This is a genomic window from Rufibacter tibetensis (genome assembly GCF_001310085.1).
Classification (GTDB): domain Bacteria; phylum Bacteroidota; class Bacteroidia; order Cytophagales; family Hymenobacteraceae; genus Nibribacter; species Nibribacter tibetensis.
This window is the reverse complement of the sequence record NZ_CP012643.1, coordinates 4399072-4411602: the sequence shown is the minus strand read 5'-3', so window position 1 is coordinate 4411602 and position 12531 is coordinate 4399072. Positions and strand designations below refer to the sequence as shown.

At 47.3% G+C, this 12531-nt stretch carries 13 protein-coding genes; 6 read left to right on the top strand and 7 right to left on the bottom strand.

Annotation, left to right across the window (positions count from 1 at the left end; translation table 11 throughout):
- The first annotated feature begins 53 nt into the window (after nucleotides 1-53).
- Entirely contained in the window at nucleotides 54-374 is a 321-nt protein-coding gene (locus DC20_RS18045) for a hypothetical protein (protein WP_062545107.1), read from the top strand.
- Nucleotides 375-408: 34 nt separating this feature from the next.
- On the opposite strand, the gene DC20_RS18040 is transcribed toward DC20_RS18045, so the two are convergent.
- The 4 genes from DC20_RS18040 to DC20_RS18025 all read right to left on the bottom strand — a co-directional run bounded on the left by DC20_RS18040 (nucleotide 409) and on the right by DC20_RS18025 (nucleotide 4257).
- Nucleotides 409-870: a DUF4268 domain-containing protein gene (locus DC20_RS18040; RefSeq protein WP_062545106.1), complete on the bottom strand. Its 462-nt coding sequence runs from the start codon at nucleotides 868-870 to the stop codon at nucleotides 409-411.
- A gap of 383 nt (nucleotides 871-1253) precedes the next feature.
- A complete protein-coding gene (locus DC20_RS18035; RefSeq protein ID WP_062545105.1) occupies nucleotides 1254-2240 on the bottom strand; it encodes an aldo/keto reductase in 987 nt (328 codons plus the stop codon).
- Nucleotides 2241-2447: 207 nt separating this feature from the next.
- Nucleotides 2448-3344 (bottom strand): aldo/keto reductase, encoded by an 897-nt coding sequence (locus DC20_RS18030; protein WP_062545104.1) that lies wholly within the window; start codon nucleotides 3342-3344, stop codon nucleotides 2448-2450.
- A gap of 250 nt (nucleotides 3345-3594) precedes the next feature.
- Entirely contained in the window at nucleotides 3595-4257 is a 663-nt protein-coding gene (locus DC20_RS18025; RefSeq protein WP_062545103.1) for a transmembrane-type terpene cyclase, read from the bottom strand.
- Nucleotides 4258-4534: 277 nt separating this feature from the next.
- On the opposite strand from DC20_RS18025, the gene DC20_RS18020 reads away from it, so the two are divergent.
- Together DC20_RS18020 and DC20_RS18015 are read left to right on the top strand one after the other, a co-directional pair.
- Nucleotides 4535-4972: a hypothetical protein gene (locus DC20_RS18020; protein ID WP_062545102.1), complete on the top strand. Its 438-nt coding sequence runs from the start codon at nucleotides 4535-4537 to the stop codon at nucleotides 4970-4972.
- A 125-nt stretch (nucleotides 4973-5097) separates the two neighbouring features.
- Entirely contained in the window at nucleotides 5098-5607 is a 510-nt protein-coding gene (locus DC20_RS18015; protein WP_062545101.1) for a 2'-5' RNA ligase family protein, read from the top strand.
- A gap of 19 nt (nucleotides 5608-5626) precedes the next feature.
- Here DC20_RS18015 and DC20_RS18010 read toward each other — a convergent pair whose 3' ends face one another.
- Complete coding sequence (locus DC20_RS18010; protein ID WP_062545100.1) at nucleotides 5627-6373, bottom strand: Mut7-C RNAse domain-containing protein; 747 nt, start codon at nucleotides 6371-6373, stop codon at nucleotides 5627-5629.
- 225 nt (nucleotides 6374-6598) lie between these two features.
- On the opposite strand from DC20_RS18010, the gene DC20_RS18005 reads away from it, so the two are divergent.
- Both DC20_RS18005 and DC20_RS18000 read left to right on the top strand, forming a co-directional pair.
- The gene (locus DC20_RS18005) at nucleotides 6599-7873 is read left to right on the top strand and encodes a cryptochrome/photolyase family protein (protein WP_245652243.1); all 1275 of its coding nucleotides are present in this window, start codon (nucleotides 6599-6601) and stop codon (nucleotides 7871-7873) included.
- A gap of 134 nt (nucleotides 7874-8007) precedes the next feature.
- On the top strand, nucleotides 8008-8883 hold the full coding sequence (locus DC20_RS18000) for an aldo/keto reductase (protein ID WP_062545098.1): 876 nt from the start codon (nucleotides 8008-8010) through the stop codon (nucleotides 8881-8883).
- A gap of 166 nt (nucleotides 8884-9049) precedes the next feature.
- On the opposite strand, the gene msrA is transcribed toward DC20_RS18000, so the two are convergent.
- Together msrA and DC20_RS17990 are read right to left on the bottom strand one after the other, a co-directional pair.
- A complete protein-coding gene (gene msrA, locus DC20_RS17995; protein ID WP_218918715.1) occupies nucleotides 9050-9634 on the bottom strand; it encodes a peptide-methionine (S)-S-oxide reductase MsrA in 585 nt (194 codons plus the stop codon).
- 60 nt (nucleotides 9635-9694) lie between these two features.
- A complete protein-coding gene (locus DC20_RS17990; RefSeq protein WP_062545097.1) occupies nucleotides 9695-11542 on the bottom strand; it encodes a serine hydrolase domain-containing protein in 1848 nt (615 codons plus the stop codon).
- 223 nt (nucleotides 11543-11765) lie between these two features.
- On the opposite strand from DC20_RS17990, the gene DC20_RS17985 reads away from it, so the two are divergent.
- Nucleotides 11766-12248: a DUF4126 family protein gene (locus DC20_RS17985; protein ID WP_062545096.1), complete on the top strand. Its 483-nt coding sequence runs from the start codon at nucleotides 11766-11768 to the stop codon at nucleotides 12246-12248.
- Nucleotides 12249-12531: the final 283 nt, after the last annotated feature.

The following is a 12531-nucleotide window of genomic DNA, read 5'->3' as shown; positions in this document are numbered from 1 at the left end:
CATCTACCCCTCTTTTTGCGTAAAAGCTGAAGGAGAAACAATCAGAGGACACTATGGAAAATACAGAATGGGATGCCGACCGGTACAAGGAACTGAACGGCCATTTCAGAGAGAAGATAAACCAATTGCTCACCACTGATCCGCATTTGCAGAAGCTGGTGGAGGAAGGTAAAAGCATTCAATTAGAAGAACTTGTGGAAAGTATGACCTTGAATGACCAGGTTCTCTGGAAAGAATTCCTGCAGTTAGACCAGCAGAAAATGCACCAGGATTTACAGAACCACTTAGAGGGAAAAGGCGACCCGCTGCATGACCAGTCTGGCTTTTACCGGCATCACAGAGAACAGGAAGGTGAAGAGGATCACCTTTGGTAAGGAAACTTCTCTGCTAAGTGATCTGAATGACCTTCTACTTTAAAGATTCAAAGCTGTACTGGGCATCACTCCAGAATTCATCTAAGGCAATGATTCTGGGTTTGAAGAAGGAGATCAGGGCGGGCCAGTCTTCCCGGTTGAAGACGTTGACCGGCCTTATCTCTTTGTAAATACGGGTAATGGTTTCGCCAAACTCATTGGTGGTGTGCAAATCCCATTCCCACTCCTCGCCCAAGGTTTCGTGCAGATAGCCTTTTAATTCCAGAAACTGCTCATAAAACAACTCCTGCAGTTCGGGGTCTGGATGGGTGATTTCTATGCCAATGGAGGCTACTTTGGTTTCGGCCCGCATCCTGAAGTACACGTGCTTAATTCCTGTTTTGTAGTTAGACCAATTGATCTTCAAACCCTCCGCCGATGGATGCGGCGCAATATATTGCCCAAAGGTGGTCCAAAAGGCTTGTCTCAGTTGGGAAGCTTGTTCTCTGGTATACATGGGCAAGAATAAAATAAACTTGGTGGTAAAACTAGTCTTGCCTACTGGAAAAGAAGGTTCAGGATAGAGTTACTTTTCTGGAGGAAGCAATTGTTTAAGTAAAAACGATGGTAGGAAGAACCTGTTTCAGGAGGAAAGGAATACTTAAAAATAAGTAATAAACACCTACTAATAGGTATTTCTAAACCGGAATGTACCATTGTACTTTGCCACCCGATGAAGAGGGTCAAAACACTTCAATACAGGGTTTTTTATTTTTGTTTAAAAAGGGGGCATCGGGGACGCCCCCTTTTTTTATATTCCTGTCACTTCAAACTCCAGAAGTTCTTCTTTTAGCAAAAGCTTTCCTTATAAGTTCTAAGCTTTCTATGGCAAATTCTCCCTTACCAAAGCTGGTGCACGGTTTGTTTAATAAACTTGTCGTAGACAGACTGCACACCTTCCATTTGCTCTGAGGTTAACGGCGGCAAAGCAGCGGCATTGAGGTTAGAAGTAATCTGCTCTGGACGTGAGGCACCAGGGATGACGGTACTTACCTCTGGAAACATCAGAATCCAGCGAAGGGCCCAGGCTGCCAATGGCTCCTGTCCCGGGAACAACTGTTTCAATTCTTCAACTGCATCCAACCCCAGGTCAAAGTCCACGCCCGAGAACGTTTCGCCTTTGTCAAAAGCTTCGCCGTTGCGGTTAAAGGTGCGGTGGTCTTCGGGTTGGAAGGTAGTTTCATGCGACATTTTGCCGGTCAGTAATCCGCTGGCTAAAGGTACCCGCACAATCAAGCCTATGTTGTTTTCTTTGGCGGCAGAGAAAAGCTGCTCGCTGGGCTTCAGGCGGAACATGTTGAAGATTACTTGCACCGTGGTCACGTTGGGGTACTTCATGGCCATCAGGGCCTCGTCTACTAATTCAACGCTCACACCTAAATTGCGGATTTTACCTTGTTCTTTCAGGCGGTCAAAGGTCTCAAAAATCTCGGGACGGGTATATACTTCGGTGGGCGGACAGTGCAGCTGAATCAGGTCAAGGGTTTCAAGCTTCATGTTTTGGAGGCTTTGCTCCACATATTTGGTGAGGCTTTCCGGAGTGTACCCTTGCGACACATGCGGCTGTATCTGGCGTCCGCACTTGGTGGCCAGGAACACTTCTTCTGAGCGGCTTTTCACCACGCGGGCAACGGCTGCTTCACTAAGCCCATCGCTGTAGACGTCGGCAGTATCAATGAAATTCACGCCCGCGTCAATGGCCGAATTGATGATGGTTTCAGCTGTTTGCTCATTGAAGGGTTCGCCCCAGCGGCCACCTACCTGCCAGGTGCCCAAAGAGATCTCAGAGACGTTAAATCCAGTTTTTCCTAATACTCTATAGTTCATAGTTGTGTGATATGTTACGTGATGGATGTTTACCTCAGAAGCTTCTAAAAGGATAAAAGCTTTTGAGGTAATTTTTCGATCTTACTAGAGGGTTAATTTTGTTTCTAGCCATTTTCCTCAAAACAAGGTTAAAACAAAATACCCTGCAAAGGTCTAGTCCGTAGATCTATTTTCCTTCCATTCTGCTCTTTCATTGTTGCAGAAAGTTTAATTTCGGTGGTGCTCATACACTTCTGCTGGAATTTGTTTATGCAAATAAAGCAAGGTTTCTTCTGATAGCGAAGGTGCTTTGACCACGGCAAAAGCCTGTTCCAGGTGAGAGGCCGTCCTGATGCCCAGCACTGCGGTAGTCACGGCCGGATGGTGCAGAACATATTTCACCGACGTGTTTAGAACGTTCTCTGCACCGGCAATGGCTTTCAACGCTTCGGCAGTTTGGGTTACTTCTTCTAGGGTGTGGTTTAGGTACGTCTTCGGGGTTTTGCCCAATAAAAGGCCCTGCGCCAAGCTTCCCCGGGCCAGAACGCCTATTTTATGGTCGTGCAGCAAATCCAGCATTTGTTCCTCGGGGCGGCGGTCCAGAAGACTGTACTGCATCATGACACTTACCAGGTTAGACTTCTTCACGTACTGCCTGATCACGTTGGGCCTGATGGAGGACATGCCATACTCCCGTATCTTGCCCTGCTCTTTCAGCAGCTCAAACGCCTCAATGGTTTCGTCTATGGGGTCTTCAATGGTGCCACCGTGCAGTTGGTAGAGATCTATATAGTCGGTTTGAAGGCTTCTCAGGCTTTTCTCCACCGACTCCAGAATATAAGCTTTGGTGGGGTTCCAGTCCCAGCCGCTGCCATCGGGCCGCCACTGATTTCCTACCTTGGTAGCCAGCACCACCTGGTCCCGTTTTCCTTTGAAGGCTTTGCCCACAGTCTCCTCGTTCTTTCCCTTCTCATACAAATCTGCGGTATCAAATAAGGTGATGCCGCCGCCTAAAGCCTGATGCAGAAGAGAAATGCTTTCAGACTCGTCATTGGGTAAAGACATGCACCCGAAGCTTATTTCACTTACCGTTAAGGTGGAGGTACCAAGTTGGTTATACTTCATGTGTGGATACTCTTTATGTAATTAAAGAAAGCCTTTAAAGCCAAAGGTAATAGGAAACGCATTTATAGCATGGTTTCTTAAAAGTAACCTCTCAGCTAGAAAATAGCCTTCTTATAAAAACGAGGAACCTATCAAGAAGATGTAAGGAAAAGACTACTCAGCGAAATTCATTTCAACACTGGGCAGCAAAGTATAAATCGGTATTAACAAAACGGCCCCTAAACGAAAGGGACAGTTGGCTTAGAAAACCTCAAATCCGCTTCCAGGGATTGATTCCATCAGTTTTCATTTTGGCATATAGTAAAAGGAAGTACACGACGTCCAGCACGAAGATGCCGCAGAAGAGCAGAAGAAGTAAATTGGAGTTGGGAAAATACAGGTAAAACAGGATGGATGGAAAGATGGTCCCCACCATCTTGCTCAAGGCTATATACCCCGACTGCCCCCTAGAACTGTTCCGCTTCAGCAGCATCCGGATAAAGAGCACCGACATCATCAGGTTCTGGGCGAACGCTGCGTAAATGCCAATGTAGTCATTGAACTCCTGTGCCATGGCCGTAATGGTGAGCGCGCAATAGACGAGGGTAAAAAGGAAAGTGACGTAGAACAGTTTTTTGGGAAGGTGCTCCGGGAACTCGCTCCGGCCATAAGCCAGGTACTGCACCAGAATGCCCACGTCAAATACAAGCCACAGGTAATCTATGTACAACTGGGGCTGTGGGTGCGGGTACACAAAAGCAAAGATAAACTCCCAGGAAACATTGGCACAGAGCGCCGCCATGGGCATGCCGTAGTACTTGTCTTTGTAGCCGCGCCGAAGAATGAGAATATAGGCTATGGTCCAAAATAGCCCACTTCCTATCATTAAGAACTTGCTTAAAGCGTCATTGATATGAACCGGATCTTGTAACATACTTTCACCTAACCAGAATAGACCAGTTTTGGTTAGGCTGAAATGATTAAAATATGCACCCTACACTTTACTTGAACTACTTACTGGGTGTATGCTTCTATCTGGCATCAAATAGTTTTTAGATTTAACCTGCTCGCTTTTTAGGTATGGATTATTTTCTATACTTTGAAGAGGTATTAAAAAGAATTATCACTACCCTCACATTCTTGTTATTTTAACTATTTAGTTATTGGGAACTATCCAAGAACACGAAATAAATCTTACTTATTTAAAGTAAATGATGGCCCACTTAAAAAAAGCTTTTGCTTTATATGTTATCAATTTATCTTTTTTTGCTTGTGAAAAAGAAGAAGTTCCAAAGGATTATTCTGGGGAGTATGTAGGTATAAATGAATATAAAAGCAATAAAAGATATTATGCAGGACCAGTTGAAATGATTGATACTGTTTACAAAGATGTACATTTCAAAGTGGTGAAAGGGCAAACCAAAGGCACATGGACAATCATGTTAGGCGATAATGGGTCACCCATTCTTAAAGATTTTCAAATCATTGATGGGGCATTCAGTAGTAGAAGCACCACTCCTTCTACCTCTGAAAGTATCATTAAAGGGCTTCTTTTCAAAGATTCATTGGAAGTAGTAACTAAATTGATTATTCACAACGATCAATGGTTTATGACAAATACTTTCAAAGCTGTAAAAAAGAATAATTAAAAGTAAACAACTAACAACTATAACATAAGCTTTAACAAAAGTGGTGCTGACTGCGTTGGGAATAAGCAACTGCAAAGAGCATTATTGATTACTTTCTACATCATCCTTAATCTCGGTGTCTCTATATGGAAGCCAATCCTTTAATCCTGACACTCACCTTAAACCAAGAAGCATTCGACTTCTTCACCCAGCTTCGGACAGAATACTTTCCGCCGGAAAGAAATTACCTACAAGCGCACCTTACCTTGTTTCATCATCTTCCGCCATCTGAAAATTCTGTTTTAGATACACTTACTGAAATCTGCAAACACCAAAAGGCAATGGACTTGGAGGTATCAGATCTGATGTCTTTGGGGAACGGGGTAGCTTTTAAAATTGATAGTCAGGAATTGTTTGAATTGTACAAACACCTGCAAAGTCAATGGGAGCCTTTTCTGATACCACAGGACAAGCAAAAGCTTCGGCCACATATTACCATCCAAAACAAGGTGAAGCCAGAAGTTGCCAAAGAAACTGAAAAGGAAGTAAGGCAAACCTTTAACCCATTTAGAATTATTGGCACGGGATTCACCCTTTGGGAGTACATGGGTGGCCCTTGGAAGTTATACCACCAATTTACCTTTTTAAGTGAATGAAAATGGAAGCTTAACCTAATTATTCGTCCATGGAAAGGCGGTCCAGAAAACGTTGCATTTTGTCAAAATGAGAGCCTTTCCAGTACACCCGCTTACAGTGGGTACATTGGTAGAAGGTATGGAAGAACTGCTTCGTTTTAGGCGGCAGCAGGGACATTACCACCTTTTTTTCGACTTCCTTAATTAAGCCGTTGCAGCCCATACAGCGGGTGAAGGGCTGTAGCTGCGGCATGAGATGAAACCGGTGCAGCACCTCCCGCAACTGCTTTTCCCATTGCTGCGACCTGAGCCAGTAGCCACATTGCACTGTCTTTATCTTTAGCAGTCCGATGTCTCTGGTAAGCACAATGCGCTGCTCCTGCGCGGCAATCTGGGCAATGGTCTGGTCATCATAGTGGTTTTCATAGCAGGTATCAAAACCCAGCAACCGCAGGTACCGGACTAGTTTACCCAGATGTACATCCAGTACGAAACGGGCGGGTACTGGTGAGGAGATTTGCAGAGGCGGCAGAACATCTATTGTTCCCTCTGCTACAGCAGGGTACACCTCTACTTTTCCGTTAGGCTGCACCGGCTGGGAAAACGGCACCTTACGCCCATTCACGGCGATGCTACCAATTTCCGGATGCGGCACATTGCAGGCTTCCACCACATCTTTGACTGCCGGTGCTCCCGTGAACCTATAGGTGACCCATTGCCCACGATCATACTTCGGGAGGAAGTCGTTGAGGGCACCGTGGAAAAGAAGGTGGGCGGTATGTTCCATAGATTGGGGGCCTTTCCATTGAATACCAGAAGATAAGCAGAAATTTTAACCTTACATCCTCTATGGGTTTGTTTATCATTCTATAACACTTTTAAAAGGAGGCTTCTTACATGGGTAACAAAACCGTAGAACTTCTGTTACCAATGCAGTTTTTTATACAATACCTCTGCCCCTTTCATTTTGCAAGTTCCTGTTGTTCTTTTTTGGTTTCGGCGCGATTTACGTTTGTCAGATAACGCCGGCCTGTATCACGCGTTTACCTCCGGGTTTCCGGTTCTACCAATCTTCATTTTTGACCAGGACATTTTAGACCAACTTTCGTCAAAACAGGACCGAAGAGTGGCTTTTATCCAAGCCGCCATCACCCGCTTGCAGGATCAACTACAAACCTTCGGTTCCTCCCTGCTGGTGAAACACGGTTCTCCCCTGGAGATTATCTCCCAATTGCTGATTCGGTTTGAGGTGAAGGCCGTATATGCCAACCACGACTATGAACCCTATGCCTTGGCCAGGGACCAGGAAGTAGCCGCGCTGCTGGAAGCGAGGGGAGTTGGCTTTCATACCTTCAAAGACCAGGTCATCTTTGAGAAAAGCGAAGTGGTAAAGCCAGACGGGTCTCCGTACAGGGTATTCGGTGCTTACCGAAACAAGTGGATGGCCACCCTTTCAGATTTTCACCTGCGCTCTTACCCCAATGAGCAGGATTCTGCGCATTTTCTGAAAATAGAATCTTTTCCTTTGCCTGGTTTAGAAGACATTGGGTTTGCCGCGCCAGACAATAATGAGTTTCCGCCGGAGGCGGTGCAGAAAAGCATCATCAGTACTTATGACCAGACCCGCAACTTGCCCGCGCTACCTGGTACCACCCGCCTGGGTTTGCACCTGCGCTTTGGAACAGTTAGTGTCAGGAAACTGGCCCGGCAGGGAATGTCTTTGAACGCGGTGTGGCTGGGAGAACTTATCTGGCGCGAGTTCTTTATGATGATTCTCTACCACTTCCCGCATGTGGTGCAACGTCCTTTTCACCTGGAGTACGAGCACATGGAATGGCTCAACAACGAGGAGCAATTTGAGCGCTGGTGCACGGGCACCACGGGCTACCCTATTGTAGATGCCGGCATGCGCGAGCTCAATGCCACGGGGTTCATGCACAACCGCGTGCGCATGATTGCCGCCAGCTTTCTGGTTAAACACCTGCTCATTGACTATCGCTGGGGAGAAGCCTACTTTGCCCAACACCTGCTGGACTTTGACCTTTCAGCGAACAACGGCAACTGGCAATGGTGCGCCGGAACCGGCTGTGACGCGGCTCCTTACTTCAGGGTGTTCAACCCAGAAACTCAAACCAAGAAGTTTGATAAGCAGCAGCAGTACCTTAAGAAATGGATCCCTGAACTGGGCACCCCAGCGTACCCCGCTACTATGGTAGACCAAGCCATGGTCCGTGAACGGGTTTTGAAAGCGTATAAAGAAGCCTTGGCCAAAGGCAGAAATAGGTAATCTCACAATTTAGAGCTTGTTTTCTGAAATCAGCCTCTAAACCACTCAACCGCTGGTTTCTTTCAGGTAAGCTCTTTTCTACAACTTCTTTTAGGCAATGGGGTACATTCTTAAGTAAAGAAACCCCATTTATTATGGCAGATACACCAACCACTTTCAACCCCACCTACTCCATTGGCGGAGATTTAACTGTGAACCGGATGGGCTTCGGCGCCATGCGCATCACTGGCGAAGGCATCTGGGGACCACCCAAAGACCACGAAGAGTCCATAAGGGTGTTACAGAAAACCGTAGAGTTAGGCATCAACTTTATTGACACCGCTGACTCTTACGGCCCCAACGTGTCTGAAGAACTCATTGCCGAAGCGCTCTATCCGTACCCCAAAGACTTAGTGATTGGCACTAAGGGCGGACTGCTGCGGACCGGACCCAACCAGTGGCCCATCAACGCCAAACCAGACCACCTGAAAGAAGCCTTAGAAGGCAGCCTGCAACGTTTGAAGCTGGATCGCATTGATTTATACCAGCTTCACCGTGTTGACCCGGAGATCCCTTTTGAGCAAACGCTTGAGTTTTTACAGGATGCCCAGGAACAGGGAATGATCAAGCACATCGGATTGTCTGAGGTGACCATTGACCAGATTCAGCAGGCCCAGAAGTACGTAGAGATTGTCTCGGTGCAGAACATGTACAGCTTTGACAACCGCAAATGGGAAGCCGAACTCATGTACTGCGAAGACAACGCCATGGCCTTTATCCCGTGGTACCCGCTGGGCGGAGGAAACCTGAAAGCCCTGGAAACGCTGGATCAGATAAGCCAGAAGCACAATGCCTCTAACCAACAGATCGCCCTTAGTTGGCTTCTGCATCGCTCCCCCAACATTCTGCTAATCCCGGGCACCTCCAAAGTGAAGCACCTGGAAGAAAATTACAAAGCTGCTTCTATTGCTCTTTCAGAGGAGGAGTATGAAGCACTGAATCAAGCTGGCTCCTCTACTTTCACCTCTTAAATTTGAGAGAAAAGGTTTTGAAGCCCTCTTTCGAAAAAATGAGTAAAATTGATCTTATAAGAGGAAACCACAAAAGGTAAGCCCATCAAAAAGGAAGCTGGTAACCGGCTCGCCTTTCTGATGGGCTTACTTATTTTCTGATAAGCTCTACTACACCTATAAACTTTTACTTATTTCCCCAATTGCGTTCCAGGAACCCTGCTCTCCCGGAACCTACAAAGTAACGGCCGTAATGACTTGGGTTCTTCTTATAATAATCCTGATGGTACTCCTCGGCCCGGTAAAAAGCAGCGGCTGGCAGGATGGGTGTTACAATAGGCGTTTCAAAGGGTCCCTCCCGCTGTACTTTCTCTTTTGAGGCCTGGGCTAGTGCTTTCTGTTCCTCTGAATGGTAGAAGATGGCCGTTTTATAGGAAGAACCCCGGTCGCCAAATTGCCCGCCGGCATCAGTAGGGTCAATGGACTGCCAGAAGATTTCCAGAATCTCCTGATAGGAAATAACCGAAGGGGCAAAGATGACCTGCACAGCTTCATAGTGCCCGGTTGTTTCAGAGCACACCTGCTCATACGTGGGGTTAGGCACGTGCCCCCCCGTATACCCCGAAATCACTTCTATGACGCCTTCATACTTGTGAAATGGTTTCACCATACACCAAAAACAACCGCCCGCAAACGTGGCAGTTTCATATTTCTTGTCAGATCCGGTAGTTTCTTCCATGGTTTTAAGGTCTATAGTGCTATTAAACTCCATCTCTGGTTTTTTGTTTTCGCAGGTCAGCGGCCCTAAGATGAATTCTGGTTCTCCTTTGGTTTACTTGCCCACCGTAGTGACTATGGCATCTGGCAAAGCGGTATAAAAAGCGTCCAGTACCCGTTGGCGCGTTCTCAAGGAGATCAGTTTATTGGATACTTTTGGGTGCACCCGGTTTGAAAGAAATACAAACACTAATTCATTCTTAGGATCTACCCACACGCAGGTGCCGGTATAGCCCGTATGCCCGTACGTTTCATGAGAGGCTTGCCTGGCCGGGTATCCCTGGCTGCTATCAGGGTCCCATCCATCAAACCCCAATGCTCTGCGGCTTCGGTTTGAATGTCTTTTGGTGAACAGTTGCACCGTCTCGGGTTTTAGGTATTGCTTGCCTCCGTAGGTGCCGCCGTTCAGCATCATTTGGTACAGAATGGCCAGGTCGTTTGCTGTGGCGAATAAACCGGCATGCCCTGAGACACCTCCCATTTTGGCAGCTCCCCCATCGTGCACATACCCGCGCAGCAAGGCTTTCCGGAAAGTGGCATCTACCTCAGTTGGTACAATGCGGCTCTCTGGGAAACGGGTTAAGGGTAGGTAACCGGCAGTTTGCATGCCCAGGGGCTTATAGAACCGTTCGGCCACAAACGTGTCCAGAGAAGTTTTGGCCTGCCGTTCTACTGCCTCTTTGAGATAGTACATGCTTACATCGGCGTACACGTATTTGTCTTTTACCCCCATTTTCGCATTCAACATGCGGGGCCAGATCACTTCGTCAAAATAGCTCTTCCGGATAAAGGCACTGTCTCCGGCCTTGACGGTGTACTGCCCCGTAGGCACTTTGCTGTAGTCCTGCGTCTGCAGCGGCAAGTGTACCCCGGCGGGTAAACCCGATTGGTGCAGCAGCAACTCCCGTATTTTTATACCCGCTTTGTTCGTGTTTTTGGCAGAAGGCACGTAAAACGCAAACGAGGAATCCAGAGAGATTTTCTGCTGGTCATAGAGGTTCATGACCGCCATGGTGGTGGCAGAGACTTTGGTGATGGAGGCCACATCAAATATGTCTGAGATCTGTGTGGCTTGGGTGTTGTCATAGGTGTGCGATCCGTACGCTTTCTGGAAAATCACCTTTCCGCCTTTCGCCACCAGCACCACCGCGCCCGGGGTAGCCTGCTCCCTGATTGCCTCAGCTACAATCGCATCCACTGACGCCTGGAGATTACTGGATTTGATGCCCACTTCTTCGGGCACACTGTACTTCAGCCGAATGGCTGAGGTTTTGAACCCCTTGCCTTTGGCATACTTCTCAGAAAAATCTTTCTCTAAGGTAGCTGTGGCCGGAACGCCGCCAAATATTAATTGAGCGGCAAAGCTAGCCGAAGCCGCTGTTTCCTTCTCTGACCAGATGAGCGGAGCCGATAGGGTTTCTGCCAATTGCAGGTTTTCACCTTCCCCAAACAGCGCCAGCAGCAGTTGTTTTCTGTTCTGTAGCTCTTTCAGGAAATTTAGAATACGTTGATCTCCCAGAGAAGAAGCCTCGGCCTGTACAATCACAGTTTGGTAAGAAGCCAGATCCTTCGTCAAAGAAGCAAACGAGTTACCCTGCGCGTAGGCTGCTGCCGGAAATGCCGTCACATTGGTATACTTGTTTAAGAGGCTGTCAAACTGGGCGGCATGTTTTACTTTAATGGAGACACTGGCAATTTTCTGCTCCAGATTCCTGAGCGGCACCACCCCTGCCTGGTTGTTGAGCAACACCGTGTTCTTTTCTGCCTCGCGATGTTGTTGAAGCCAGGTCTGGCTTTTCTTGTTTTCGTTTTTCTGCGCCACCGAGCCGCAGGAAAAACCAGTCATAATCACCAGGATCAGGCAAAACTGCGTGGCCCTTTTTCTAAAATCTATAGAATACATTCTCTTTGTTGTTAACCCAGGAAGAAATCACCTGACCCGTTTACAGGCGGCGGGGCTTTCTTCATACTTTACTGAAATCGTTAAATTACTAAAAATTATTGCGGGTGACCCAAAGGATTAGCTTCCTCCTGCCTAACCTGGGTCTGTTTGTTTTCTTTTCTCCTGGTATAAGTACTTAAGTATCATCTGCCCGTATAGGAGGAGAAAACTAATCTGACCTACTATGAAACTGATTCCCTCCACCACCAATCAGAAAGCGATGGCTTTAGGTGCCATTGCCGGAATGCGAGCCATGACGGCCCCGGCCATTCTCTCAAACCATTTCGCAAACTCCCATTCCTTTTTCCTGGATGGCTCCTCTCTGGGATACCTTCAGAAATCAGGGGTAGCTACTGGCATGAAAGTATTAGCCGTGGCAGAGTTAATTGGCGATAAACTGCCCTTTACTCCGAAGCGTATCAAGCCTCTCCAATTAATGCCAAGGGCATTTTCAGGGGCGCTGGTAGGTGCCACCATTGCAGAATCTAATGGCGAAAGCAGAATAACCGGTGCTTTGTATGGATTGGTAGGGGCTATGGCGGCTTCTTATGTGTTTTATTACCTGCGGAAGAACCTGGTGAAAGTCAGCGGGATTCCGGATGGGGCATTTGCTTTGATGGAGGATGCGTTGGCGTTGAAGGTGGGGACTTCTATATTGAAGGACTAAGGCATATTTGTGAAGTATAAGCAGAAGGCTCTGGGATGTTGTATCCCGGAGCCTTCTGCTTTTTGAATATGTGGTTTGCTTTCACTGTCGTAGTGACTATTGAATAGGAGGTCCTTATGCAGGGTTGTTCCATCTTAGGCGAAAAGCGCTCACGGCCGCGGGGCCTCGTCTTACCCTCTCGCACTGCCCTTTCGGCCAGAGCTGTTGGTCTCACTTAGTGGTTGCCTATCTATGGCCAAAAGCGAGGCGCTCGATGGAAAGACTGGAATAATGGAAAGTTTTA